The 23,984-nt window shown below is 42.8% G+C and carries 22 protein-coding genes; 18 read left to right on the forward strand and 4 right to left on the reverse strand.

Annotation, left to right across the window (positions count from 1 at the left end):
• Position 1 precedes the first annotated feature (1 nt).
• Complete coding sequence (gene thiS, locus TBC1_RS16085) at positions 2 to 205, reverse strand: sulfur carrier protein ThiS (RefSeq protein ID WP_062045066.1); 204 nt, start codon at positions 203 to 205, stop codon at positions 2 to 4.
• Positions 206 to 215: 10 nt separating this feature from the next.
• Complete coding sequence (gene thiF, locus TBC1_RS16090) at positions 216 to 824, reverse strand: sulfur carrier protein ThiS adenylyltransferase ThiF (RefSeq protein WP_062045068.1); 609 nt, start codon at positions 822 to 824, stop codon at positions 216 to 218.
• A 247-nt stretch (positions 825 to 1,071) separates the two neighbouring features.
• On the opposite strand from thiF, the gene TBC1_RS16095 reads away from it, so the two are divergent.
• Positions 1,072 to 3,225: an aldehyde ferredoxin oxidoreductase family protein gene (locus TBC1_RS16095; RefSeq protein ID WP_062045069.1), complete on the forward strand. Its 2,154-nt coding sequence runs from the start codon at positions 1,072 to 1,074 to the stop codon at positions 3,223 to 3,225.
• A gap of 124 nt (positions 3,226 to 3,349) precedes the next feature.
• Here TBC1_RS16095 and TBC1_RS16100 read toward each other — a convergent pair whose 3' ends face one another.
• Both TBC1_RS16100 and pruA read right to left on the reverse strand, forming a co-directional pair.
• Entirely contained in the window at positions 3,350 to 4,432 is a 1,083-nt protein-coding gene (locus TBC1_RS16100) for a sugar-transfer associated ATP-grasp domain-containing protein (RefSeq protein ID WP_062045072.1), read from the reverse strand.
• Between the two features lie 234 nt (positions 4,433 to 4,666).
• Complete coding sequence (gene pruA / locus TBC1_RS16105; protein ID WP_062045073.1) at positions 4,667 to 6,307, reverse strand: L-glutamate gamma-semialdehyde dehydrogenase; 1,641 nt, start codon at positions 6,305 to 6,307, stop codon at positions 4,667 to 4,669.
• A gap of 94 nt (positions 6,308 to 6,401) precedes the next feature.
• Here pruA and TBC1_RS16110 point away from each other — a divergent pair, with 94 nt between their 5' ends.
• From TBC1_RS16110 to TBC1_RS16190, 17 genes are all read left to right on the forward strand, one after another.
• A complete protein-coding gene (locus TBC1_RS16110) occupies positions 6,402 to 7,154 on the forward strand; it encodes a (S)-benzoin forming benzil reductase (RefSeq protein ID WP_172668923.1) in 753 nt (250 codons plus the stop codon).
• 72 nt (positions 7,155 to 7,226) lie between these two features.
• The gene (gene ppnP, locus TBC1_RS16115) at positions 7,227 to 7,508 is read left to right on the forward strand and encodes a pyrimidine/purine nucleoside phosphorylase (protein WP_062045077.1); all 282 of its coding nucleotides are present in this window, start codon (positions 7,227 to 7,229) and stop codon (positions 7,506 to 7,508) included.
• A 71-nt stretch (positions 7,509 to 7,579) separates the two neighbouring features.
• Complete coding sequence (locus TBC1_RS16120) at positions 7,580 to 7,954, forward strand: winged helix-turn-helix domain-containing protein (RefSeq protein ID WP_062045079.1); 375 nt, start codon at positions 7,580 to 7,582, stop codon at positions 7,952 to 7,954.
• The gene (locus tag TBC1_RS16125; protein WP_236695689.1) at positions 7,947 to 8,921 is read left to right on the forward strand and encodes an extracellular solute-binding protein; all 975 of its coding nucleotides are present in this window, start codon (positions 7,947 to 7,949) and stop codon (positions 8,919 to 8,921) included. Before TBC1_RS16120 ends, TBC1_RS16125 begins: the two co-directional genes overlap by 8 nt.
• A 92-nt stretch (positions 8,922 to 9,013) precedes the next feature.
• Entirely contained in the window at positions 9,014 to 10,576 is a 1,563-nt protein-coding gene (amaB, locus tag TBC1_RS16130; protein WP_062045083.1) for an L-piperidine-6-carboxylate dehydrogenase, read from the forward strand.
• Between the two features lie 157 nt (positions 10,577 to 10,733).
• Complete coding sequence (locus TBC1_RS16135; protein WP_062045085.1) at positions 10,734 to 12,098, forward strand: lipopolysaccharide biosynthesis protein; 1,365 nt, start codon at positions 10,734 to 10,736, stop codon at positions 12,096 to 12,098.
• A gap of 100 nt (positions 12,099 to 12,198) precedes the next feature.
• Positions 12,199 to 13,050, forward strand: a complete 852-nt coding sequence (locus TBC1_RS16140; RefSeq protein ID WP_062045087.1) for an FkbM family methyltransferase — start codon at positions 12,199 to 12,201, stop codon at positions 13,048 to 13,050.
• A gap of 181 nt (positions 13,051 to 13,231) precedes the next feature.
• A complete protein-coding gene (locus TBC1_RS16145; RefSeq protein WP_062045089.1) occupies positions 13,232 to 14,494 on the forward strand; it encodes a hypothetical protein in 1,263 nt (420 codons plus the stop codon).
• Positions 14,494 to 15,414, forward strand: coding sequence for a glycosyltransferase family 2 protein (locus TBC1_RS16150; RefSeq protein WP_062045091.1), 921 nt, complete (start codon positions 14,494 to 14,496; stop codon positions 15,412 to 15,414). The genes TBC1_RS16145 and TBC1_RS16150 overlap by 1 nt, the downstream gene beginning before the upstream one ends.
• 6 nt (positions 15,415 to 15,420) lie before the next feature.
• Positions 15,421 to 16,590, forward strand: coding sequence for a glycosyltransferase (locus TBC1_RS16155; RefSeq protein WP_062045092.1), 1,170 nt, complete (start codon positions 15,421 to 15,423; stop codon positions 16,588 to 16,590).
• A 223-nt stretch (positions 16,591 to 16,813) separates the two neighbouring features.
• On the forward strand, positions 16,814 to 17,602 hold the full coding sequence (locus TBC1_RS16160; protein ID WP_062045094.1) for a DUF2334 domain-containing protein: 789 nt from the start codon (positions 16,814 to 16,816) through the stop codon (positions 17,600 to 17,602).
• 20 nt (positions 17,603 to 17,622) lie between these two features.
• The gene (locus tag TBC1_RS16165) at positions 17,623 to 19,482 is read left to right on the forward strand and encodes an asparagine synthetase B family protein (protein ID WP_062045097.1); all 1,860 of its coding nucleotides are present in this window, start codon (positions 17,623 to 17,625) and stop codon (positions 19,480 to 19,482) included.
• 32 nt (positions 19,483 to 19,514) lie between these two features.
• The gene (locus TBC1_RS16170) at positions 19,515 to 20,672 is read left to right on the forward strand and encodes a glycosyltransferase (protein ID WP_062045099.1); all 1,158 of its coding nucleotides are present in this window, start codon (positions 19,515 to 19,517) and stop codon (positions 20,670 to 20,672) included.
• The gene (locus TBC1_RS16175) at positions 20,669 to 21,970 is read left to right on the forward strand and encodes a phenylacetate--CoA ligase family protein (RefSeq protein WP_062045102.1); all 1,302 of its coding nucleotides are present in this window, start codon (positions 20,669 to 20,671) and stop codon (positions 21,968 to 21,970) included. The genes TBC1_RS16170 and TBC1_RS16175 overlap by 4 nt, the downstream gene beginning before the upstream one ends.
• Positions 21,951 to 22,976 carry a CapA family protein gene (locus TBC1_RS16180; RefSeq protein WP_082189674.1) on the forward strand — a complete coding sequence of 342 codons (1,026 nt, stop codon included), beginning with the start codon at positions 21,951 to 21,953 and terminating at the stop codon, positions 22,974 to 22,976. The genes TBC1_RS16175 and TBC1_RS16180 overlap by 20 nt, the downstream gene beginning before the upstream one ends.
• Positions 22,963 to 23,418, forward strand: a complete 456-nt coding sequence (locus tag TBC1_RS16185; RefSeq protein ID WP_236695690.1) for a glycosyltransferase family protein — start codon at positions 22,963 to 22,965, stop codon at positions 23,416 to 23,418. The genes TBC1_RS16180 and TBC1_RS16185 overlap by 14 nt, the downstream gene beginning before the upstream one ends.
• Entirely contained in the window at positions 23,415 to 23,891 is a 477-nt protein-coding gene (locus TBC1_RS16190) for a glycosyltransferase (RefSeq protein WP_062045105.1), read from the forward strand. The genes TBC1_RS16185 and TBC1_RS16190 overlap by 4 nt, the downstream gene beginning before the upstream one ends.
• Positions 23,892 to 23,984: the final 93 nt, after the last annotated feature.

Below are 23,984 nucleotides of genomic sequence, written 5' to 3' on the forward strand. Positions count from 1 at the left end.
ATCAACCACCGGATACAAGGTGCAAAACCATAACATCATCCCCGTCTCTGACAGTCGACTTGTCGAATTCATGACGCCTGACAAGCTCGCCGTTAATCTTTACCACAAGCATTTTAAAAGTGAAATTCTTCACAGCGAGCAACTCCGATATGGTCAATTGCTCTTTATCGAACGTTTCAGACTTGTTATTGAGAATGATTTTCATGATAATTCCCTTATTCGTGAACAGGTTTAAACTCCTTTAGAAGGATTTTCAGGACTTCATTGGCCTGCATATTCGCAACGACACCTACCCTGGGGGCTAACACGGGCAGTGATTCCGAGACTTCAGAAGACTCGTCCCCGCAGATAATCAGATTTTCAGAATATCTGCAATGCAAAAGGTTTGTATTTCCCCATCCAGCCATACCTACCCCGACCACAAGCGGTTTTCCGGGAATTCTGGACAGTACGGTCTCAATGATCATATACTTCATCTCTGCTTTGTCAAAAGCTTCAACGATAACATCACATTTCGAATACAAATCCACAATATCGGAAGTACACAGTTTAAGATCAAAAGCCTTAACGGAAACATCAGGATTGATTCTTTGAATATTTTCCCTCAGTGCATGTACTTTCAGCCGGCCGATCTGGTCATGAAAGTAATACTGCCGGTTCAGATTATGAATGGTGACGATGTCATAATCAGCTATAACCAGTTTGCCAACGCCGGCACGCGCCAAAGCGACGGCGCAATTCGATCCCAAGCCGCCACAGCCTGCAATTCCAACTGTATATTTTTTCAGATAAACACTGATCTCGGCAGCTCTTTCAAATGACATATACAATCCGTTTTCAGTTATAACTGTTCCCTCTGATGCAAAAATAGAAAAATAAGTCTATGGATAACGCCCTGAAGAATGTCAATAAGCACACTTTCATGAAAGCCGGAATTTATTATTTTATATAACCCACCGGATATGAAAATGCAGTCATATCGCTAATTTTCAATGAATAAAGGTTGGGCGTTTACAAAACTTTGTACATTTGTGAACCGAATAACAGGAAACCCAAAATCAGAATATTTCTATGGACCTTACAGTTTTAAAAGACTCACTGCGATTGATCAAGGAGTACCGCTATTCATGGGCCCCGATTGAAAAAGGATACAACAACAGAACGGTTTATGTGAATGTTGGAACCCATGACATTCTTGAAAAGCCGGTCACCCCTCAAATGAAAGAAAAATTCATCGGTGGTAAAGGATTTGGGCTAAGGCTTTTGTGGGATGCCACTACACCCACCACCCGGTGGAACGATCCTGACAATGAGATCGTAATCGGCATGGGACCAATCTGCGGAATTACACAATATTCCGGAACCGGAAAGTCACTGGTGGTTACCATCTCACCTCAAACCGACATTGTAATTGACAGTAATGTTGGTGGTTACTTTGGCCCTTTTCTCAAATTCTGCGGTTTTGATGCATTAGAACTTCAGGGTAAAAGTGAAAAGGATCTGGTAATCCTGTTCGACGAAACCCGTGAAGTAATTGAGATATATGAAACCATTGATCTCCCGGGAGACAGTCATCTGCTGGCTGAAAAACTTACCGAAATATTTGCTGAGGAAGAAAGCGGGCGCAAAAATGTATCTGTGGTTTCGGCAGGAACAGCGGCAGAACATTCCCTTATCGGTATGCTCAATTTCAGCTTCTTCGATTCAAAACGTAAAGTTGTCAGGCTTAAACAAGCCGGCCGGGGCGGTATCGGTACTGTTTTCCGCGATAAAGGGATTCTTGCCCTGGTAGCCAAAGCCAAGGGAGTAAAAGGCAATCTTAACAACGTGGTTGACCTTGATGCCATCATGGAACGCGGGCGCCGGTTCAACCGTGAAATGCGCGAACTCGATGACAAGCAGTGTGAAATGCGCTCAAAAGGAACGGCACACCTCACCAATGTCATGAACGACTATGACCTGCTGCCTACCAATAACTTCAAGTTCGGCAGCCATCCGGATGCAATAAAAATTCACTCCGAGGTATACAAGGAAAGATTTACACAGGGTGTTCCCGATGGCTGCTGGATCGGATGCAACATGTCATGCGCCAAGGGCGTGGATAATTATGAGCTGCGTTCGGGCCCGTACAAAGGTTCCAAAGTCATTGTAGACGGACCGGAATATGAAACCGCTTCTTCTCTCGGCTCCATTGCCGGTATCTTTAATCCCGACTTTACCATTGAGGGCAACTTCTATTGCGACACCTATGGCATTTGCACCATTTCATGGGGAACCATCCTTGGATTTGTTATGGAGTGCTACGAAGCAGGGGTTCTCAACGACGAGCGCACCGGTGGCCTTAAACTGAACTTCGGGAATGCCGATGATGCCATGGAATTGCTGCATCAGGTTGCCAGGGGTGAAGGCTTTGGCAAGATTGCCGGACTCGGAGTCAGAAAAATGAAGGAAATGTTCATCGCCAACGGATGGGGAGATCCGCAGTTTCTTCAGGATATAGGAATGGAAAACAAGGGACTGGAATATTCACAATACATCTCTAAAGAATCACTGGCTCAGCAGGGCGGATACGCCATGACCAATAAAGGCCCTCAGCATGATGAAGCCTGGCTTATTTTCATGGACATGGTAAATAACCAGATTCCTACTTTTGAAAACAAAGCTGAAGCGTTGCATTACTTCCCGATGTTCAGAACATGGTTTGGTTTACAGGGGCTTTGCAAATTACCCTGGAATGACGTGGAGCCTGAAAGCAATGCACTAAGCGGTGAACCGGCAAAAGTGCCGGAACATGTTGACAACTATGTGACCATATACAATGCAGTAACCGGCAATAATATCGATAAGCACGAAATTATCCGCCAGTCGGAAAGGGTATACAATTTCCAGCGCATCTTTAATATCCGTCGCGGTTACGGCCTCAGGAAACATGATGCGCAGCCTTACCGGGCGGCCGGCCCTGTGACAGCCGAGGAATACCTGTCGCGCCAGGAGCGTTATGACAAACAGCTTTCAGAACTGCAGGGACTTGATCCTTCAAAAATGACGCTGGAAGAAAAAATGGCCGCCACCCGAAAGTATCGCGAAGACCGTTACGAGCAATTACTGGATGCCGTTTACTTCAGGAGAGGGTGGAACAGCAATGGCGTTCCGAAAATCGAGCATTTGAAGAAGATCGGCATGGACCTTCCTGAACTGATCGAGGTGGTTGCTCCGCTGCAATAGTTCTCTTAATCAATTAATGACAAAAGCTGCCTTATTAATCAAAGGCAGCTTTTATTATTTTATTCAACAACACCAGCAGATGCACCAGAAATCGGAAATCCAAAACACTCCGATACAACAACGCTTAATATTTCCCGGTCACTTCATTATACATTTCCATAAATACCGGGTTTTTTATCATTCCTTTCTGACCAATTTCTGCAAACATCAGACTTGGTTGTTCATTGGCTTCTATCAGTACCGGACCCTTGTCGGTAATGGCTACATCCCAGCCAATGATTCTTAATCCGGGAGTTATGCTGGCGGCAGATTCAACCAGGCTGACAATCTCCTTAAAATATGGCAAAGGATAATCTCTGAAGAGAAGTCCGGTTTCCGGATGCACGCGATGCGTTTTGCCCCTGCCATGGGTAAAATCAGAAAATGCCTCCTCCCTCAGAACGCCCTTCTCCATGTCTACCCCAACAAACGCCCCTCCTTTTGACACATTGTCAACGTGCGCTTTGTTCAATCCGATCCTGATATTTCCTGACATGATACGTGAAACTTTATGTCTGTTGGTAAAAGTTTCAATCCTGAGCGTATTTACACAATATGGATTTAAGCGGTTAATTGCCTCATGCTGCTGCAATTGCTCCTGAAAAATAAAATCTGACCGGATTACTGCATTATAAACTTTTTCAAGTTCAACTTTATCTCTCTTCAACGAAGAAAAAGATACCTTGAAAATATTGCTGCCCCCTCCTGATCCATGCATCTTTTTAATAAAAATAAATTCCGATGCGACAAGTTTTGCCGTAAGCAATTCAATGACACCCAGGAATTCTTCAGGCGAATTAATTTGCAGAACCCTGTTATCAATAAGGACAAGGGAATTATAGCTTTGGGCTATGCTCGGGTGTATGCTGATTTGATGCTGGTTACAGAAGCGCTCAAACAGGTATTTGTTATCCAGCAGAGAATAATAGTTTGGATCATTCAGTGCCCAGCATTTTTGCTGTATGGCAGGGGTCATCAGGTAATCCTTACAGTTGTCCACTCCTTTCCTGTAAAGAAATTTTGGAAAATACTGCTCCGCAACGGAAGGCTTGCTGACCAGAAAACCTGCATACTCCCTGATTATTAATGGCATGCTTTTTCTGTCAGGATCTTTCAGAACTATTGAAAAAAAATCCTCCATTTTTGAAACCAGGGTTCGCTTACTCATAAAAAGCCACCAATAAATAAAATTTAACCATAAAGAAAAGTTCCTTTGATCTGTCCCGTTTCCTTCCGGAAGACGGCTGACTTATTCAGGGTTCAAGCAATTCACAAAAGCGCAATATCGGCGGATTCAACATGCGCTCAACTTCGCTGTATCACTTAATCACGATTTGCAAAACAAGTAATCAGTTTCTGAATTAATTAATTCAGTGACTCAGATTCAGGACTTGAATTAAGATCAGTGACAACGGTCTTCCTTCATAAACGGATAACGAAAATCGGTAGGAGGCAGCAGGGTTTCTTTGATTGTTCTGGGGCTCGTCCAGCGGATGAGGTTAAGGTGGCTACCGGCTTTGTCGTTTGTACCTGACTGCCGGGAACCCCCGAAAGGCTGTTGACCCACCACGGCGCCTGTTGGTTTATCATTGAAATAAAGGTTCCCGGCTGAATACTTCAACGCTTTGCTGGCCTTATCAAGTACCTGACGGTCATGCGCAAAGATTGCCCCGGTCAATCCATAAGGTGAGGTCTCATCCACCAGTTTCAGCATTTCGTTAAAATCCTTATCTTCATAAACATAGATTGTAAGCACAGGGCCGAAAATTTCTTCTTCCATGGTAATAAAATGGGGATCTTTCGTCAGAATAACGGTTGGTTCAATAAAATAGCCTTTCGACTTGTCCCCGTTACCTCCGAATATCACCTCGGCATCCGGCGATTGCTTTGCCTTTGAGATATAATTCATGATATTATCGAACGATGCCTCGTCAATCACTGCATTCATGAAATTGCTGAATTCACGCACATCACCAACGGTTACCTCCGAGAGCATCTCCCCTACCCTGTTGCGTACTAAAGGCCAGAGCGATGCAGGCAGATAAGCCCTGGAAGCAGCTGAGCACTTCTGTCCCTGATACTCAAAAGCTCCGCGGACAATTGCTGTAGAAACTTCATCCACGTGCGCCGATTCATGAACAACAATGAAATCCTTACCTCCTGTTTCGCCCACAATTTTAGGGTATGATTTGTAATTCCTCAGATTCTGGGCAACATTCATCCACAGGCGGTTAAAGGTTACGTTGGACCCGGTGAAATGCAATCCGGCAAAATTCCGGTCTGTAAATATTGCATTGCCGACCACCGATCCGGCTCCAGGAATAAAATTTATCACCCCCTCAGGCAGTCCGGCTTCACGGAATATCTGCATCAGCACGTAGTTTGACAGAATTGAAGTGGAAGCGGGTTTCCAAAGGACTGTATTGCCCATCAACACGGGCGACATGTTGAGATTGGATGCTATTGCGGTAAAATTGAACGGAGTAAGCGAAAAGATGAATCCCTCAAGCGGACGGTATTCAATTCTGTTGATAAAGCCAGGATCCGAATGAGGCTGTTCATGGTAAATGTCAGAAATGTAATGCGCATTGAACCTGAGAAAATCAATGGTTTCGCAGGCGCTGTCGATTTCAGCCTGATATGCGTTCTTACTTTGGCCAAGCATGGTGGCAGCGTTGAGGGTTGCCCTGTATTTCTTAGAGATAAGTTCAGCTATCCTGAGGGTAACGGAAACGCGCTCCACATAAGAAAATGACTCCCACTCCCTGTGGGCCTTCAGGGCTGCATGAATGGCCATCTTAACCTCCTCAGGACCGGCCTTGTGATAATTTGCCAGGATATGCCCGTGATCGTGCGGCATCACTACCGGTTCAGTATCCCCGGTTCTGACCTCTTTTCCGCCAATGATCAGCGGGATATCCACCGTTTCGGAAGACATCCTGTCTAGTTCCTTCTGCAGATTACGACGCTCCGGAGTCCCTGGTGAATAAGACTTTACCGGTTCATTTTCAGGGTAATCAAAAACAAATATGGCATTATTCATATTAAAAATCTTAAAAGGTGTAATTTTAACCGACGAAATAACAGCGGCTAAGTTCAAATGTTCATCACCTGCCGCAACTAAAAATTGTTACGGTATGAATGCATACATAATTACAGGTACCAGCTCGGGAATCGGCAGCTCACTTGCCCGGAACCTGCTCTCCGGACGGGAAGGGGTCATCAGCATCTCGCGCAATGAGAACACCAGCTTAAACCGGCTTGCGGAAACCAACAACAGTTTCTTCAGGCACTTTACATTCGACCTGAGCCAAACAGACAAATTACCTGAGCTTATGGACAGCATTTTTAAATCCCTTCAGGATGTAAATCCCGAAAGAATTTCCCTGATTAACAACGCCGGAACCATAGAGCCAATCGGACCTTCAGGCAAAATGGATGCAACCCGGATTGAAATACACCATAAAACAAACCTGATTGCGCCAGCTGTGCTGATCAATGAATTTATCCGCTTTACCCGGCCACTAAAGATCAGCAAAAGCATCCTGAACATCAGTTCCGGGGCTGCACACAATCCTTATGCCGGATGGAGCAATTACTGTGCCTCAAAAGCCGGATTGGATATGCTGACAAAGAGCATTGCTATAGAGCAGTCATCTGAAGAGTTTCCAGTAAGGATCATCTCGCTGGCGCCCGGCATTGTAGAAACGCCCATGCAGGAAAAGATCAGGGCTACCTCAGCAGGTCAGTTTCCCATGCGCAACAAATTTATTGATCTTTATAATAATCACCGCCTGAGTAATCCTGACGAAGTGGCCGGAAAAATCATCCCGCTGATTTTCTCAGATCACCCGGCATCAGGCACGTTCAGCGACCTGAGAAATCTGTAAATAATACTCCGGCTGTTGGTTTACCCCTTTAAAATAATTAGATTTGCCAGGGAAAACCATAATCTTTAAGCTATGTTCAAAACCAATGATTACTTCGACGGAAAAGTAAAATCGATCACCTTTGAAACCATTGAAGGTCCGGCAACTGTGGGCGTTATGGCAGCCGGTGAATATGAGTTCGGCACTTCTTCTGTCGAATACATGACTGTTATTTCAGGAGAAATGGATGTGAAACTTCCGGGGGAATCCGGGTGGAAAACATTTTTGCCTTTTGAAACATTCATTGTTCCGGCAAATGTAAAATTCGGGGTACGGATGAAAGGTGACACCGCTTACCGTTGTTTATACCGATAGAGATAAAGCCCCGGTTTACGGGGCTTGTTCAATCTGCCAGACAGAAAGTATTCATCTAACGGATCAAAAAAATGAAAGCAAGTAAGTACGAAGAGCTTCGTTTGCATTACAAAATATGGTTCACGGACAAGGATGATAACGGCATTCTCGGCGATGGTAAATATAAAATACTTAAAGCCATTGATGAAACCGGATCCTTGATGTCAGCATGCGAAAAGCTGGGCATTACTTACCGGCGGACATGGAATGATCTCAAAAGCATTGAAAAGCGGCTGGGATTTCCATTGCTGGAGAAGACCAGGGGAGGAACAGATGGCGGAAGCAGTACCCTGACTCCCGAAGGCAGGAAACTTATAAGGGCATTTGATAATTTCCATGAGAATATGGACGAAATCATGCAGCATCATTTTAAAGTACTCAAGCACCAGCTTCTTTCAGATGAATAAAAGTGGAATGGTATACTTTACAGCCTGGCTTCTGCTTTCGGCGATTTTCATAAGTTCATGCCGGAACAATCAGTCAGAGAAGCAGTCAACAGACTTATCAGGTGAACTGACGATATTTCATGCTGGCAGCCTTTCGGTTCCGTTTAAAGCACTTGCCGATTCATTCTGCAGGATTCACCCTGAAGTCAGCATACTCACCGAGTCTGCCGGCAGCCTTGCTTCAATAAGGAAAATCACCGACCTGAATAAGCCTTGCGATATAATGGCATCAGCGGACTACACCCTTATAGATAAATTATTGATCCCGGATTACGCAAGCTGGAACCTGCTGTTTGCCGGCAATGAAATGTCCATTGTTTACCATTCAGATTCCAGGCTGGCTGATTCATTATCTGCGGATAACTGGTATAAAATTCTAATGAACCCCGAAGTAAGGTTCGGGCGCTCCGATCCCGATTCAGATCCCTGTGGCTACAGGGCCATCCTTACCATGAAACTGACAGAAAAATTCCTCGATCAGCCCGGTCTGACGGAGAACTTTCTTCAGAAAGACAATAAATTCATCAGGCCAAAAGAAGTTGACCTTCTGGCATTACTTGAATCAGGATCAATAGATTATATATTTCTTTATAAATCAGTTGCCATACAACATAAGCTAAAATATCTGGAATTATCTGACAGCATTAACCTCGCTTCACCAGGCCTCCAAGATCTTTATCAGACTGTTTCAGTGGAAATAGCAGGCAATAAACCAGGGGACAAAATCACTCAGCATGGTGAAGCCATGGTTTATGGCCTCACCATCCTTAACAACAGCAAAAACAAAGCGCTTGCCGAAGCTTTTATCAGTTTTATACTGAAAGATGGCTTACAGATTATAGAAAATCTCGGGCAAACCCGTGTAATTCCCAGACTATCTGAAAAATCGCAAGCTCCGGCATTTCTTCATGAATATCTTGTCCCCTGATTTATAGCTAGTTAAGATTTCATTTTACAAGGTTTCTGGTGGCGGAAGAACAAACTCCATCAATTGTTGTTTGTTGCATAAAAACCAATAACATGATATCTTCCGACAATCACAGAATTGCTGAATTTCTCTCCCGTTTAGGCATTTCAGAACACAACAAGGGTGCAACTTCCGGGACAGTATGGATTGATACGAAAGGAGGACCGAATCCATCCTACTCCCCCGCCGATGGCAAACTGATTGCCTCGGTAACACTTGCCACCGGAGATGACTACGCTGTCATCACTCAAAAAGCAACTGAAGCATTCAAAATATGGAGAATGATTCCGGCTCCTAAAAGAGGAGAAATTGTCAGGCAGATCGGAAACAGGCTGAGGGAATTCAAGGAGCCGCTCGGATCACTGGTGTCGTATGAGATGGGTAAAGTATACCAGGAAGGTTTGGGTGAAGTTCAGGAAATGATTGACATTGCAGATTTTGCAGTCGGACTTTCCAGACAGTTATATGGATTCACCATGCATTCCGAAAGGGAGCGCCATCGGATGTACGATCAGTATCACCCGCTTGGTGTTGTCGGAGTGATTTCCGCTTTTAATTTCCCGGTCGCCGTTTGGGCATGGAACGCCATGATAGCAATGGTTTGCGGAAATGTGGTAATATGGAAACCTTCATCCAAAGTGATGTTGAGCGCGATCGCTGTGCATAAAATCATTGAAAAGGTGCTGGCCGACAATGAAGTTCCAGAAGGTGTGCTGAATCTGATCGCGGGAAGCTCTAAACACATGGGAGATAACTTCCTTTCGGACAAGCGCATTCCATTGATTTCTGTCACTGGCTCCACCAGGGTGGGCAGGCATGTAAGTAAAACAGTCGGAGAACGTCTGGGCCGATGTATCCTTGAGTTGGGCGGAAACAACGCCATTATCGTTTCGCAATACGGAAACCTCAACATGGCTTTACGGGCCAGCCTTTTCGGGGCAGTAGCCACATCAGGACAGCGGTGCACGTCAACCAGGCGGTTATTGATCCATGACTGTATCTTTGATAAATTCCGCGATAAACTGATCGATGCTTACAAGCAACTCAGGATCGGGCATCCGCTGGACCCGTCAACCGTAGTCGGGCCTCTGGTTGACAAGGATGCGGTCAGAGCGTTTCTTGATGCTCAGGCCAGGATCGTTGAAGAAGGCGGAAAAATAGTATACGGCGGTCAGGTTCTTAGTGGTGAAGAATTTGCATCGGGATGTTACGTCATACCTTGTATTGCCGAGGTTGAAAACGATTTCAGTATCGTTCAGGAGGAAACCTTTGCGCCCATTTTATACCTGATCAAATACAAGACGCTCGATGAGGCAATTGAACTGCACAATGCCGTTCCACAAGGACTTTCATCAGCAATTTTTTCAAGAAACATTATAGAAACAGAACGCTTCCTTTCACACGAGGGTTCCGACTGTGGCATAGCGAATGTAAACATTGCCACAAACGGAGCAGAGATCGGCGGTGCATTCGGGGGTGAAAAAGAAACGGGCGGAGGCCGGGAATCAGGCTCCGATGCCTGGAAAGCCTATATGCGGAGGCAGACAAACACCATCAATTTTTCCACCGAATTGCCATTGGCACAAGGTATAAAATTTGATGCCTTTGATGATTAACCGGTATTGAAATTGAAAGAAGGCTCCGGAAGTATTTAAAGCTTTACACTATATTTGCGGAACGGGTAGTTGACTTTTTCAACAATTGACACCGGCGGGCATGATAACCTGAATAATAAAATCAACACTTTACTGCAATTTTACCTTAAAGCGGATTATGAAGAAACTGCTCCTGCGCTACATAGAAAGGTTCAATTCAGGTCATAGCCGCAGTGTAAAAGCCAGAAAAAACATTCTCGCATCTTTCTTCATTAAAGGTGTCAGTATAATTGTCGGTTTTATCTTCGTACCGTTACTTATCGGTTATCTGGGTGAGGTTGAATACGGTATATGGATTACAATGAGTTCCATCCTGGCCTGGGTGAATTACTTTGACATCGGGCTGGGCAACGGTCTGAGAAACCGGTTCGCGGAATCACTGGCCAAAGGGGAACATCAGATGGCCAGGATATACGTGAGCACTGCCTATGCCTCTTTAAGCCTGCTGTTCGGATCATTCTTCCTGGTCTTTATGGCAATCAATCCGTTGCTAAGCTGGTACGAAATCCTCAAGGCCCCGGCATCATTGGCAGACGAGCTTAACATACTGGTAATTATTACTTTTGGGTTCTTTCTGCTCAGATTTACGCTCAGATTAATTGCCATTATTATTATTGCCGACCAACGGCCCGCGCTTAGCAATGTTTTCGATCCGCTTGCAAACCTGATATCTCTGCTGGCCGTATTGGTATTGATCCAGACTTCGGAAACATCCCTGCTTGTGCTGGGAATTATCCTGGGAGCTGCGCCTGTTCTGGTGCTGGCATTGGCCACGATCCATTTCTTCAGACACGATTACCGGGACTACCGGCCCTCCATCAGGCTGATTAATTTCAAGTATTTTAAAGACCTTACAGGGCTGGGAGCGAAATTTTTTATAATTCAGATTACAGTGGTGATTATCATGTCGACCAACAACTTTATAATTACACGGGTTGTCGGCCCTGAGGCAGTAACTGCTTATAATGTTGCCTATAAGTATTTCGGACTGTTGCTTATGCTATTCACCATAATTACAAACACTTACTGGTCAGCATATACAGAAGCCTTTATTAAGAAGGATTTTGCCTGGATTCGCAGGGTGACCGGAAATCTTGTAAAAGGCTGGATAGCTATACTCTTTATTCTCGCTGCAATGCTTGTTATTGCGCCATATTTCTATCATGTCTGGATACGTGACAAGGTGGAAATACCTTTCCTGCTTTCAGCATTCACTGCACTTTTCATCGGAATTTACATCTGGTACATTATTTTCATTTATTTCATTAACGGAACCGGCAAAATTACCCTGCAGCTCTATGTCTGTGTGATTGTGGCAGTTCTGAATATCCCCGTCTCAGTATTCTTTGCGAGGTATCTTGGCTTGGGCTCGGCCGGAGTAATCCTGGGTTCTTGCGTTACTTATCTTCCTGGTGCAATCATTGCACCGATTCAATACAGAAAGATCATCACCGGCAAAGACAACGGCATCTGGGGCAAGTAAATGAAAATCAGCATCAGTCAGGATGCATATCTGCCAAACACCGGGTTGCAAAACAGAATAATCAATAATCGGAGATTAAATTTGCTCAAAAAAAAACATCATGAATCATCTGAAGGATTTTTTAAAAACACAATTGATCAAGGTTTTCCCCTCTGCCTATAAGAAGCGCCATTACAGGTTTCTGGAAAACCTGAACTGGAATAACATTCCTGCGGAGGAAGGAGAGCTGCTCCTTATGCCGTATTTCCTTAATGATAATACTTTATTTTTTGACATCGGCGCGAATACCGGAATTTACACATCCTTCGCCCAGAAATTCATTCCCGGCGAATCGGTTTATGCCTTTGAACCAATCCCTGAACTATATACCCGGTTAAAATACTTGTTCAGAAAATCAAACATATACAAAATGGCATTCTCCAATGAAATCAGCGAGAAGCAGTTTAAGATCCCTTCCATTTGCGGAAAAGAGTTTAAGTCGAGGGGCACCCTGAATGTCAGTTACAAAGAAAACGATGAAACAAAATCCCGTGTTATTGATGTAAGCACAGATACCATTGATAGCTTTGTAAAGAAAAAAAATATATCAAAAATCGGATTTGTAAAAATTGATGTAGAAGGCCATGAACTACAAGTAATTGAAGGTGGAATTGAAACACTGAAAGAGCAAAAGCCCGTTCTGCAGATTGAAATAGAACAGCGCCATTATCAAAGAAATATCAGTGAGATTATCGATTTTATTAAAGATGCCGGTTATTTCTGCTATTATCTTGATCCGAAGGCCTGGATACTTAAAAAACTGGAAGTTGATCCCGTCAGTCTGCAGAAAGAAGATCATTTCAAGACTGCGCAATATATACACAACTTTATTTTCCTGCCTGTCAACACAAAATGGGACTCAGCAGTTTCAAGTATAAATCAGGATATCAGATTGGCCAGATCAGGGAATTAATAAAATATAACCAGCGTAGTCAAATAAGGACCGGTGAAAGATACCTAATACGCCCCTTGTTATAATGCAGCAGGAGGTGTAGAAACAATTCATCCCGGTGTATTGTTAAGTTACGTAACTTTATGGTTGCTTTTTCGCTGATTTCTGCACGTAAAACTGAAGATTCCAATCTGCAATAAAAATGGTCAAAAGAGTCATCGCGCTTTTTATTATTATTACATCGCTTGAGCTCTTCAATTTTGCCTTTATAGGCAAAGAGATTACAAAAGTTGCAGAAATTGCCGGAATTGGTGTTATCCTGCTGGTGATTGTGCTTCAGTTGATTTATCACAAAGGGGAAGGTTTCAGGATGACGTATAAGTGGGAAGTCGGGTTGATTCTTCTCGCACTGGTTACCAGTATGTTTATGGCATATTCGGCGCATAATCAGAATTTTCAGACGACACTGATTGCGCAACGTTTTATGTATTTCTATTTTTTTTATTACGCATTGCACATGTTGAGAATTCCGGATAAAGAACTGGAAAAAATCATCCTGTATCTGGCCCTGATCTATGTGTTCTTTTATATTATCCAGTATTTTGCCTATCCAACAATTATTTTCAGGGTCCGGGTGATTGAGGAAAGGGGAACCATCAGGATTTTTCAGGTTGGCCTTTCATATATGATTCTTGCATATTTCTATGTACTGAACAGAAGTTTTGACAAATTATCGCTCAGGGGAATCGGCATGTTGTTTTTGTTTTTCAGTGTGATTATACTTATGGGTACCCGGCAGCTTTTATTTTCCATGTTCCTTCTGACTATGCTCAATATCCTGATGAGCCGCAAAGTAAAATCAAAACTAATGGTGATCTTACTTGCGATGTTTGCAGCGATTCCGGTTGTACTGATGTTTCAGGATATATTTACAAGCATTATCAGTTTATCGAAAGAGCAGAGTGTAGGCTTTGAAGAAAATATAAGGGTATTGGCCGGCACATTCTTCCTCACAGAGTTTTTCCCGAACAACCTCGCCTACTTAACAGGGAATGGCGCTGACAGTGCAAATTCGGGCTATGGAATGACAATACAGATGTACAAGGATGTGTTTGGTTTCTATCAATCCGATGTCGGCATTATTGGAGACTACAGCAAATTCGGAATTCTGTTTCTTGCTGGTGTATTCTCTATCCTTTACCGGACGCTGAAAACAAGTTTCAGCGATGATCTTAATTACATTAAATACTTTTTTCTTTTTGTGATATTAACAGGCATTACCGGTGCAGGTCCGTTTGGGGATGCCAATTCAATTGTTACCATCAGCATTATCTTATACCTGGCTGATGTCGACAAACATAATCGCGAACTGGAGGAAGAAGAACAAGCCCTTGCAGGCAGCGACCCTGATGCGGTTGCAAACACTGCTGAAGAAAATCCGGTGGAAAACAACTATACTTACTAATGAACGAAGCAAACATAGCCGTCCTTATTCCTGTGCATAACGGGTTGCATTTCACTTCAAAGTGCCTGAAGGATTTGTATCATCAGATCAACCTGCTCAGCAACGAAACAAAAAAATTCACCATCGTTGTTATTGATGATGGATCTACAGATAAAAGCCAGGAATGGATTAAGGCCAACTATCCTGAAACCGTAATATTGAATGGAGATGGCAGTCTGTGGTGGGGAGGAGGCATCAATAAGGGAACTCAGTATGCCATTGATGAACTTAAATGTGATTATGTTCTTTGGTGGAACAATGATATACATACGGACGGCGATTATTTCAGGAATCTGCTGCTGATAGCCAGCGAAACTGAGGAAAATACAATTATTGGCTCGAAAATATATTTTGCTGACAAGCCGGAAGTTATCTGGTCAATGGGAGGAATTTTCGATACCAGGTCCGGCAGAAAATATACCATCGGGATGCTTCAGAAAGATTCAGAGCAATTCAGCCGGCCTATTGAAGCTGACTGGCTCCCCGGAATGGGGACACTTATACACCGTTCCGTTTTCGAGAAGATTGGATACGTTAATGCAACTGATTTCCCCCAATATCATGGTGACAGTGATTTCACTTTCAGGGCAAAACTTGCGGGATACCGTATTTTAGTATCACCATTGCTGAAGATATGGAACGACAAAAGCAATTCCGGGCTGCATCATTATAACAGTTTCCGATTGCTTATTAAATCACTGACCGATATCAAATCAAACAATAATGTGAAGAAGGATGTTCTTTTCTATCACAAATACGCCACCTCACCGGTGGCATATATTGCATTGGCTCACAAATACATATATTACATCGGCGGATTTTTTAAATGGAAAATTCTCAGCCTGGCGGGTTTTAAAAAACGCGATTCCCAACTGAAATAGTAAAAAATGAAAGTTTCAATTTTTAATGGTGCAGGACAGGTTGATTATTTGTACGGGCTGGTTTCCGGACTTGCCCAGTTTAAAGAAGACCAGATTAATGTTCTGGATGCCGATGTAACCGGTGATTTATTCCTTCAATATCCCAATGTCAGATATATTCCGGTTTTCAGGTTTCTGCCAAAGAATTCTTCCTTTTTCAGTAAAGGGTTAAACATCGTGCGGTTTTATTTCAGACAAATATGGTACCTTCTCACCTCTTCTCCGGGAATTGTTCATTTTCAATGGCTTGACAGATATAAACTTATTGACAGGCTTATTCTGCCAACGATTGCCAGAATGATGGGCAACAAGGTTGTATTGACCGTTCACAATATAAATGCCGGCAGCAGAGACAATAAAGATTCAAAGATTAACAGGCTGACGCTAAAATATCTTTACCGGATATCAAACCACCTGATTGTGCATACTCCTTTAAGTAAATCTGAACTGATTACTGAATTTGGCACCCAGGATTCTAAAATTTCCGTTGTCAGGCATGGTTTGAACAACAGGGTCAGTCACAAAGGATTGAAATCCCGGGAAGGCAGAGAATTGCTTGGCATCCGTGACAATGAAAAAACAGTGCTGTTTTTCGGCAATATCGATCATTATAAAGGGCTTGATATCCTGATCAAATGTCTTGACTTCTTGCCTGATAACATTATAGACAATTTCCGGCTGCTCATCGCCGGTAACTCAAAAGATGAGAATTACACTGGAAAAATACTATCCGACATTTCGGACTCCACTCACAGTCAGCTGATTAATTACAGAATATGCTATATCCCTGATGAGGATGTAGAGCAATACTTTACAGCTGCTGATTGCATCGTACTGCCATACAGAAAAATATATCAGTCAGGTGTCATTTTTATGGCATATACCTTTGGATTACCAATTATTGTGACAGATATAGGAAATTTTAAAAATGACATGCTGGAAGGTAAAACCGGCATGATAATCAAAGAAAATACACCGGAAATGCTTTCCAAAACCATTACTGACTTCTTTAGTTCGGAGATGTATCTTAAACTCTCGGAAACAAGGGGTTTTATTAAAAAATGGGCCATTGAAAATTATGGTTGGGAAAGTATTGGGAAAGAAACCCGTAACTGCTACCTGAAATTATTTAAATAACCTTCATTTTATCAAAGCCTTAAGGAAAACAATCAGATATTGCATTCGCCGGTTATAAGAAAGGGAGTCATCCGAATAATGAATTTACCGGCCAAATGTGCCACTTATTTATTTACTTTTAGCAGAATTTTCTTTTCAACCCTTACAAACCAGAACTGCTTTGGATTGTTGGTATTTCATTACAGCAGCCAATCATTTGGGCCGAATCATATAAATTAACAATATGAAAGTTAGCGACAGGCCGGTTATTTTTTTCCGGAATGATGACGTAAGGGAGCGCCTTGACTACACCCTGATCAGTCTGACAGAGCTATTTCTGAAACAACAGATTCCGCTTGCCCATGCTGTAGAGCCTGCAAACATCACGCCCGAAGTTGTCAACTGGTTAAAATCATTAAAGACAGACTACCCCCGGTTAATTGACATCGTACAGCATGGTTACAATCACAATGCTGAAAACCCGGGCATAAAGATGGAATTCGGTGGCTCCCGGAATTACGCCGATCAATACAATGACATTCTCAAAGGGAAAGACCTGATGTATGAATATTTTTCTGAACACTGGTCCCCTGTTTTCACTTTTCCTTACGGCACTTATAATTCCGGTTCCCTGAGAGCTCTTTCTGACTGCGGATTTAAAATACTTTCTTCGAAGATCAAATTTACCATGAAAGCCAGGTTAAAAAATTTCCTTGGCCGTTCGCTTGGAAAGGACTTCATTTTTGGAAAATCCGTCAACTATCATCCGGGTGTCAGAAGTAATTACAACTTCAGCGAAATCTCGGTTTCGGTGAACCTGATCAGAAAATACACAGGATATGAAACAGCTGACCATTACAACCTTCAGGAAATTCTTTACCAGATTGAAGCAGCCCGAAAACATACATCCATCATCGGGATTCTGATGCATCACCGCTTCCATGGTAATCATCTGGACATGATTCAGGAATTACTGACTCACCTTAGAAATACCGGATATTCTTTTGTTTCATTTTCTGAGCTGATGTATTAACTGTCTAAAATTATCAGTACATGAAAGAGTTTATTCATGAAATCGATATTGACAAGCAGATCAAGCCCAAAATGGCAGGATATCTTCTTGTTGAATCGGATCCGAATGACCCGGACAGAAGCCAGAACATCCTTTCTGAAGGCATCAGGAATTTTTTCGGCGGGTTTGGCAACAGGGCACATATCTACTCCCTGGGTAAATTCATCTTTGCGCTGCTGATTCCTGACGAAATTCACAAACTGGACATTTGTGGCTTTATCAGGGATAAACGGGATTTTGCTTTTATAGAGGGTACGTTTTATGAATCACCCACTCCCGATAGCTTAATTAAAAACAGGAAAGATGCAGGAAATTATCTTGCTGAAGAAATTCTGAATATATGCAGATCAGGGAATCCGGACAAACTTAAAGAACTCAACGGGAGATATTCAGGCTTCTCCTATCTTTATGAAACCGACACCCTGATCATTTTCAATGACCAGTTGGGTGGTAACAGGATTTATGTTTATGACAACAGCAAAGTCTTCGCTATCAGCAATAATGTTTTTGCGCTGGCATCAAATCCGGCTCTGCAGATTTCAATCAATGAACAATCAATTGCAGAAATACTTCAGTTGGAATATCCGCTATACAGAAATACTGAATTCAATGAGATAACCCTCATTGTACCGTCTGATATCTATATCCGGAAGGGGAAATCAGTCGTTTACCGGAAGTATTACCAGAAGTTCGACAGAAGCAGGAAAATGTCGGACAACAGTTACATCGAAGGCCTGAAGCATGTCATTGATTCTTTTTTTAAGAAACTTTACCAGCAGGTTGAAGAGCCACTTGGAATTTTCATGTCGAAAGGAAAAGACAGCAGGATATTTCTGCCATTCATGGAACACAACCAAATACCATATATACCTTATGTTTTCAAAGACGGAACAGGGGTTTTTGATTACCCTTACGTAAAAAGAATTGCAGAATTGCTGCAAAAAGACTTACATGTACTTGAGTCATATTCGATTGACCGTCGCCTCGCGTTTATGATTGCAATGAGCACAACGCCAACATTTTCATGGGGCGCTTTGGGCAGTCTGGCATCCGGCTATTCTTCAACGGCATTGATGGGACTTTTCGGAGACATGAGTTCGGGCAAGATGCCTTCATTCAGGGTTCCTGGTATTAAAACCCGTGATGATATGATCCATGGCATTTTTGATTGGATTACCAAAGGTGTTACACGCGAAATTTTCAAGGAATCGCTGACCTGCTATAATAAATATGACATCTGGAATCAATATACATCACTATACAAGGAGTATCCGGAATCGGAGCTCCTGATTGACACAGAGATTCACCACGACACTGACAACCGCTCATTTCGCAACACCCAGCCGATCCTGCTGCGTGCACAGCACTTTCTGACGCCTGTCACCCCATTTGCCGACAGAGAAATACTTAAAGCCTATCACTCGTTACCGGCAAGCCTGATACGTTCTCAAAAAGCACATGCGAAGATTGCGGCAACCGAGCAAAAATCCAATTCTGTCAGATCCACGGCTTTCCCCGTTTCCCTGAAACTTGAAAGCCGTATTCGCCCTGCAATGCTCCAGATTATCAGATTCAACAACAGGAACAGCAACCTTCTGCTCCGTTGGCAAATTAAAAAGTTTAATCCGTACGTTGAAACAGATCATTTCATCCCTCGATCAGACTATTTCAGGAATTTATTCATTGACAAAAAATCAATCAGACCAGGTCATAAACGCTTACTGACCCGAATGTATAACACTGACGATTACCTTCACCTGATTTTTCATGACAATATCAGATCTTTTTGCAGGACACCGGATATTGTTTATAATGAAATGGAAGCGATGCAGAAAAATTGAAATCCAACAATCAAAGAACAGGACTTCTCTGTATGAAAAAATGGATTATCTTCAGCGGTACCGACTGGTTCAGACCTTCTGTTACCAGTACCCGTCAGATAATGATGCAATTTAAGCTAAAAGGATATTATATTCTGTGGGTAAATCCTATCGCATTTAAATCTCCGGCGGTAAATTCGGAGAACAGAAAATCAATGCGAAAAAAAATACTGAACAAATTGCAGACCCACCTTAAGTTTATCAGGAAAGCAGATCAGGGAGTTTACGTATTGGTTCCCTTCTACATTCCTCTGTTCAGTGCAACCGGCGATAAGATCAATGACATGCTGATCAGGCTTCAAATAGCAGTTATTACGTTTTTTCTGGGCATCAGGATCAGAGAAACCATTTTGTGGATATCGGGTAGCTTCACCTTATCGCCGGTTCTGCATAAACCTTTTTACCGCAAAATTTATCAGGCGGCCGACCTTATCTCAGATTTCAGGACCAGCAACCAGGCACTTCTGAAAGAACTCCGGAGAAAAGAACATTACCTCGGGACTCATGTCGATCTTTTATTCGCAAGTTCTCCGAATATCAGGACTAAACTGGAACAACTTACAGGCAGGCAGGTTTCCTTGTTAACTCATGGTGTAAACTTCACACATTTCAATACTGCAGTGGAAGTAAATCCGTTTATGTTAAAAGTTAAGGCATCGGGCCTGCCGGTTGCCGGTTATTTTGGAACACTTTCAGATGCCAATGACAAAGAAGTCTTCAGAATACTTGCAGAGCGCGGATTTTCGGTTGTAATTATCGGAAAAGTGCTGGGAGATTACTCTTCACTTGAAAATCTTGACAACATTTATTTTACCGGCCCTGTTGATTTTAAGGAACTCCCCTCCTATGCCCGGGCTTTCGATGTTTGTCTGCTCAACTGGATTATGGCCGACTGGATTTACAATTCATACCCTGTTAAGACCCTTGAATACCTGGCTATGGGCAAGCCCATTGTCAGTTGCCCCATCCCGGTAGTAAAGGAACTTTTTGGTTCACTGGTATACTTCGCAGATACGCCTGAAGAATACCTGGAAAAAGCCTTGCTTGCATTGAAAGAAAACAGCAGAGAATTATCAGAAGCCAGAGTCAGTGCAGCCGCAGAACACACCTGGGAAAGTAAATTTAAAACCATAGAATCTGCAATCCAATGAAGACAGGCATAAAACTCATTGACCTGGCCAGGGGCACCGATATCCTGGGTAAATACAAGGAGCTTGTCAGGCTTTGGGATAATAAATCGCCTCTTGAGGAAGCCCGTAATAAGAACCTTGCCGGATTCCTGCTGGCCATCAGGAGCCAGAACCGATTTTACAGCCCCTTACTGGGTAGATTTAGCCCGGATGAGATCATTGACAATCCGCAGAAGGTGCTGACAGACATGCCGGTCATCGACAAAAAAATGCTATCCGAAAACCAGCATCTGGTTTTTACCCCGGTTAAAGGCGTTGACTATCAGTTTAAGAAAACAGGAGGCAGCACCGGCGAACCTTTCCGGTATTATGTCGACAAGGAGCACCTCTCCTGGATGTGGGCACATAACTATCTGTTCTGGCACAACAACTGCGGTTATGAACCCGGGGAGCCGTTTGTTACAATAGCCGGTAACTCTCTCCGCACAGTCAATAAAAAATTTTCTGAGAGTATTTATCACAAACTTCAGAACAATTATTTCCTTAAGGGTGACATGATCGACAATAATCTGAAACCGGATCTTTCAAAATTAAAGAAAGCGGTGTTGATTTATGGATACCCCAGCTCAATCCTTAACATTATAAAATCAGTGCCTGAGTTCTCATCACATTTCAAGGGGCTCAGGGCAATTTTCACAACCTCTGAGCAATTAATACCATCGGTTCGCAGACAAATAGAGGCGGCATTCAATAAACCTGTATTTGATATTTACGGGGCTAATGATGGTGGAATCCTGGGATGTGAATGTCCTGAACACCAGGGATATCATTACAATTTTCTCAATTGCTTTGCTGAAACATTGACAACAGAAGACGGGTTTACCGAATTGTTGCTGACCAACACAAACAGTCAGAACTATCCCTTCATAAGATACCGTGTCGGAGATATAGGAAGTATCACCAGCGACAGATGCATATGCGGCTCTGCATGGCCAAGGATAATTGATTTAAAAGGCAGAACAAGGGACCTTATCAGAAAACCGGATGGTGGTTCAATTCATGGAGCATATTTCAATAAAATTCTATTTGACTTCCCCGAGGTCGACGCCTACCGCATTGTTCAGGAAACTGATTATTCGGTGACTGTTTATATTCACCTGAAGCAAATGCAACTATTTGACAAAATGGCAACAAAACTGACCGCCACGCTGAATAAACTTCTGCCAGAACTCTCCTTTTCAATTGTGCAAATGCAGGAATACAATCCGACCAATGCAAAGTTTAAATTAATTGAAAGCCATGTCAATCAATCTATGTAGTGTCGGTGATATTATGCTTGGCGAAAATGTTCATCATTTCGGCCGGGGAATTATAAAAAAATTCAGCAGCGATTATACCAGGCTGCTGAGTCCGAAGGTCTATGAGGTAATATCAGAGGCAGACATCCTTATTTTTAACATGGAGTCGGGTTTTGCCCCGGATATTCATTTCTTGAAGCGTAACATCAGCAACGGAGTTTATCTTGCACCTGAAAGTGCTGCAACTATTTTCAGAAAGATCAATGCAATTAAAATAGCCAACGTTGCCAACAATCATTTCAGTCAGCATGGAGTGCAATCTGCCGGACATAGCCTTCAGTTTCTCGAAAAAGAAGGCATTCTTGTCGCAGGAAGAGACAACACCCCCCTGGTTATAGAAATGAACAGCAAAGTTTTAAAAATCTGGGGAGTAAGCCTTATAGATGATAAGAATTACTGCGGTCAGTACTTTCGCAGTTCCAACAACAATCTTATCCGTGATTTGAATCTCAGCCGGAAAGCCGATAATGAAATCCGCATCATCAGCATTCATTGGGGTGATGAATATCTGACACTGGAAAATGCACAACAGCAAATTCTTGCACAGGAATTAAGCGATGCCGGTTTTGATTTCATACTTGGACATCATCCGCATGTGATACAGTCTGTAGTCAGACTAAATAAAACTTGGACTGTCTTTAGTCACGGCAACTTTATTTTCGATCAGAACTTTTCCAAATTAACCCAAACGGGATTGATTTTCAATGCCAATCTTTCCGATAATCATCCAAAATTATTATTTTCGCATCAGAAAATGTTCCAGGTTAAAGAACTCAGAGCAACCAGCCCTGAAGCATTGAATCATTATTGCAAAAAGCACTTTCATCCACGAAAGCCATTTTTTATGCGGATCAGGATGAAAGTTGAATTAATTGTTCATTTTTATGAGCTCAACAGAAGTGTAATCGTCGTTTTTATGAAAAGACTTTTACGTAAAAGCAGTAGTCGCCATAATGGGGAAAATTAAAATACTTGCCATCGCCTCCAGCGGAGGCCACTGGATACAATTGTTAAGACTTCTGCCGGCTTTTGACGGACAGTATCTGATTTTTGTGTCCACCCATAAAGGCAATCAGGCCCAGGTTGAAGGCTATAAATTTTATGCAGTTACCGATGCAACGAGATGGGAAAAACTGAAGCTTATTAAAATGGCCTTTGAAGTAAGGAGAATTATTGTAAATGAAAATCCTGATGTGATTATTTCAACAGGGGCAGCACCCGGGCTTATGGCTGTTATATGGGGAAGGTTGAAAAGAAAAAAGACAATCTGGATCGACAGCATAGCAAATGTTGACCGGATATCCATGAGTGGCCGCATTGCAAAACCTTTCAGCCGGCTGCACCTTACCCAATGGGATCATCTGGCCGATAATAAATCAACGCTATTTAAAGGAACGGTTATATCATGATTTTTGTTGTAGTAGGAACACAGGAACCATTCGACAGGCTGATCAGAGCTGTTGACCGGTGGGCCGGCGACACCGGTTATAAAGAGATTTTTGGTCAGATTTCCAGGGCAGAATATCTACCAACCAACTTCCGTTATACTGACTTTATTGAGCCTGAACATTTTATTGACAGGTTCAGGTCAGCTGATGTTATCGTCGGGCACGCAGGAATGGGAACAATCATTCAGGCGCTGCAGTTCTCCAAACCCATCATTGTAATGCCCCGGCTATCAAGTTTTCATGAAACAAGAAATGATCACCAGATATCAACAGCAAAAAGCTTTGGAAGGTTGGGATACGTCCGGGATGTCTACTCGGAACAGGACCTTTTTGAAGCTTTAAACCGGATCGACACAATTAGACCTTCAAAACCCATAGGGCCAGGCGCTTCAGAAAACCTCCTGGCATCTCTCAGGGAATTTATCGGCATTTAACTTATCCCCGAAAATACAGACATGGTGGATCGAAGAAAAACCTTACTGTTGTTTCTGTTTCGGCAGTCATTTTATAAATAAACGCTGAGATTT

The sequence above is a fragment of the Lentimicrobium saccharophilum genome (genome assembly GCF_001192835.1).
In the GTDB taxonomy this organism is placed as follows: Bacteria; Bacteroidota; Bacteroidia; order Bacteroidales; family Lentimicrobiaceae; genus Lentimicrobium; species Lentimicrobium saccharophilum.

Coding starts and splice junctions, on each gene's coding strand:
- thiS (WP_062045066.1), bottom strand. CDS start 205: ATGAAAATCATTCTCAATAACAAGTCTGAAACGTTCGATAAAGAGCAA.
- thiF (WP_062045068.1), bottom strand. CDS start 824: ATGTCATTTGAAAGAGCTGCCGAGATCAGTGTTTATCTGAAAAAATAT.
- TBC1_RS16095 (WP_062045069.1), top strand. CDS start 1,072: ATGGACCTTACAGTTTTAAAAGACTCACTGCGATTGATCAAGGAGTAC.
- TBC1_RS16100 (WP_062045072.1), bottom strand. CDS start 4,432: ATGAGTAAGCGAACCCTGGTTTCAAAAATGGAGGATTTTTTTTCAATA.
- pruA (WP_062045073.1), bottom strand. CDS start 6,307: ATGAATAATGCCATATTTGTTTTTGATTACCCTGAAAATGAACCGGTA.
- TBC1_RS16110 (WP_172668923.1), top strand. CDS start 6,402: ATGAATGCATACATAATTACAGGTACCAGCTCGGGAATCGGCAGCTCA.
- ppnP (WP_062045077.1), top strand. CDS start 7,227: ATGTTCAAAACCAATGATTACTTCGACGGAAAAGTAAAATCGATCACC.
- TBC1_RS16120 (WP_062045079.1), top strand. CDS start 7,580: ATGAAAGCAAGTAAGTACGAAGAGCTTCGTTTGCATTACAAAATATGG.
- TBC1_RS16125 (WP_236695689.1), top strand. CDS start 7,947: ATGAATAAAAGTGGAATGGTATACTTTACAGCCTGGCTTCTGCTTTCG.
- amaB (WP_062045083.1), top strand. CDS start 9,014: ATGATATCTTCCGACAATCACAGAATTGCTGAATTTCTCTCCCGTTTA.
- TBC1_RS16135 (WP_062045085.1), top strand. CDS start 10,734: ATGAAGAAACTGCTCCTGCGCTACATAGAAAGGTTCAATTCAGGTCAT.
- TBC1_RS16140 (WP_062045087.1), top strand. CDS start 12,199: ATGAATCATCTGAAGGATTTTTTAAAAACACAATTGATCAAGGTTTTC.
- TBC1_RS16145 (WP_062045089.1), top strand. CDS start 13,232: ATGGTCAAAAGAGTCATCGCGCTTTTTATTATTATTACATCGCTTGAG.
- TBC1_RS16150 (WP_062045091.1), top strand. CDS start 14,494: ATGAACGAAGCAAACATAGCCGTCCTTATTCCTGTGCATAACGGGTTG.
- TBC1_RS16155 (WP_062045092.1), top strand. CDS start 15,421: ATGAAAGTTTCAATTTTTAATGGTGCAGGACAGGTTGATTATTTGTAC.
- TBC1_RS16160 (WP_062045094.1), top strand. CDS start 16,814: ATGAAAGTTAGCGACAGGCCGGTTATTTTTTTCCGGAATGATGACGTA.
- TBC1_RS16165 (WP_062045097.1), top strand. CDS start 17,623: ATGAAAGAGTTTATTCATGAAATCGATATTGACAAGCAGATCAAGCCC.
- TBC1_RS16170 (WP_062045099.1), top strand. CDS start 19,515: ATGAAAAAATGGATTATCTTCAGCGGTACCGACTGGTTCAGACCTTCT.
- TBC1_RS16175 (WP_062045102.1), top strand. CDS start 20,669: ATGAAGACAGGCATAAAACTCATTGACCTGGCCAGGGGCACCGATATC.
- TBC1_RS16180 (WP_082189674.1), top strand. CDS start 21,951: ATGTCAATCAATCTATGTAGTGTCGGTGATATTATGCTTGGCGAAAAT.
- TBC1_RS16185 (WP_236695690.1), top strand. CDS start 22,963: ATGGGGAAAATTAAAATACTTGCCATCGCCTCCAGCGGAGGCCACTGG.
- TBC1_RS16190 (WP_062045105.1), top strand. CDS start 23,415: ATGATTTTTGTTGTAGTAGGAACACAGGAACCATTCGACAGGCTGATC.